Origin of the sequence: Bartonella sp. AA81SXKL (assembly GCF_042196945.1) — a bacterium.
Lineage (GTDB): Bacteria > Pseudomonadota > Alphaproteobacteria > Rhizobiales > Rhizobiaceae > Bartonella.
The window spans coordinates 1-797 of record NZ_JBHIRH010000178.1; the positions used below are offsets into that span (position 1 = coordinate 1).

At 40.2% G+C, this 797-nt stretch carries 1 protein-coding gene; it reads left to right on the plus strand.

Features of this window, described 5'->3' with window-relative positions:
• Window positions 1–297: 297 nt before the first annotated feature.
• Window positions 298–797, plus strand: a 500-nt coding sequence (locus ACFINZ_RS10425) for a pseudouridine synthase (protein WP_375701475.1), incomplete at its 3' end; no start/stop codon positions are given.

Here is a 797-nt window from a genome sequence, read left to right on the forward strand (position 1 = left end):
GCATTTTTTTCTTTATTTAGATAAGTGAGGACACGTGCATAGGTTCTAAATAGGGACACAGGTGATCATCTCCACTAGCTGTTGCAAGTATAAAATGTCGATTGTAATCGCTAGGCTTTGAGTTAATAAAATTTTGACAATAAAAAAATGCAATTTTGGATACTGATTGTAATATGGTGTGATAAAACCAATCCTATAGAATATGGATTCTCGTATTTATAAGAGTAGGGTGCAACATGGGTCAATAAAATTATTTAGCAAAATTATTTGATAAAATTACTGGGCAAGGAAACTTTCATGGCAGGTGTAGAAATAAAAAAGGTTGAGGTAGATGAAAGCGGAATGCGCTTAGATCGTTGGTTTAAAGCGCATTATCCAGGACTTGGATTTGGGCATTTGCAGAAATTGTTGCGTTCTGGCCAGATACGAATTGATGGTCGGCGTGTTAAGGCTGATACGCGTCTTCTTATGGGGCAAGTTGTGCGCATACCGCCTTTACCTGTTAATGACATGGGAAGCCTTCCTGTAACGGATAAAACACTTCGGGGACAGGATGATGAAGTCATTTTGAAAAAAATGCTGCTTTATGAAGATCCAAAGATTTTTGTTTTTAACAAGCCAGCTGGTTTAGCTGTACAGGGTGGCTCTGGTTTAACGCGTCATGTGGATAGTATGCTTAGGGTATGGCGTAATAAAAAAGGCGAAAAACCGCGTTTGGTTCATCGTCTTGATCGTGAGACATCAGGTGTCCTGATTGTTGCACGGTCAAGAGGGGCTGCACAGGCTTTAACGACGGC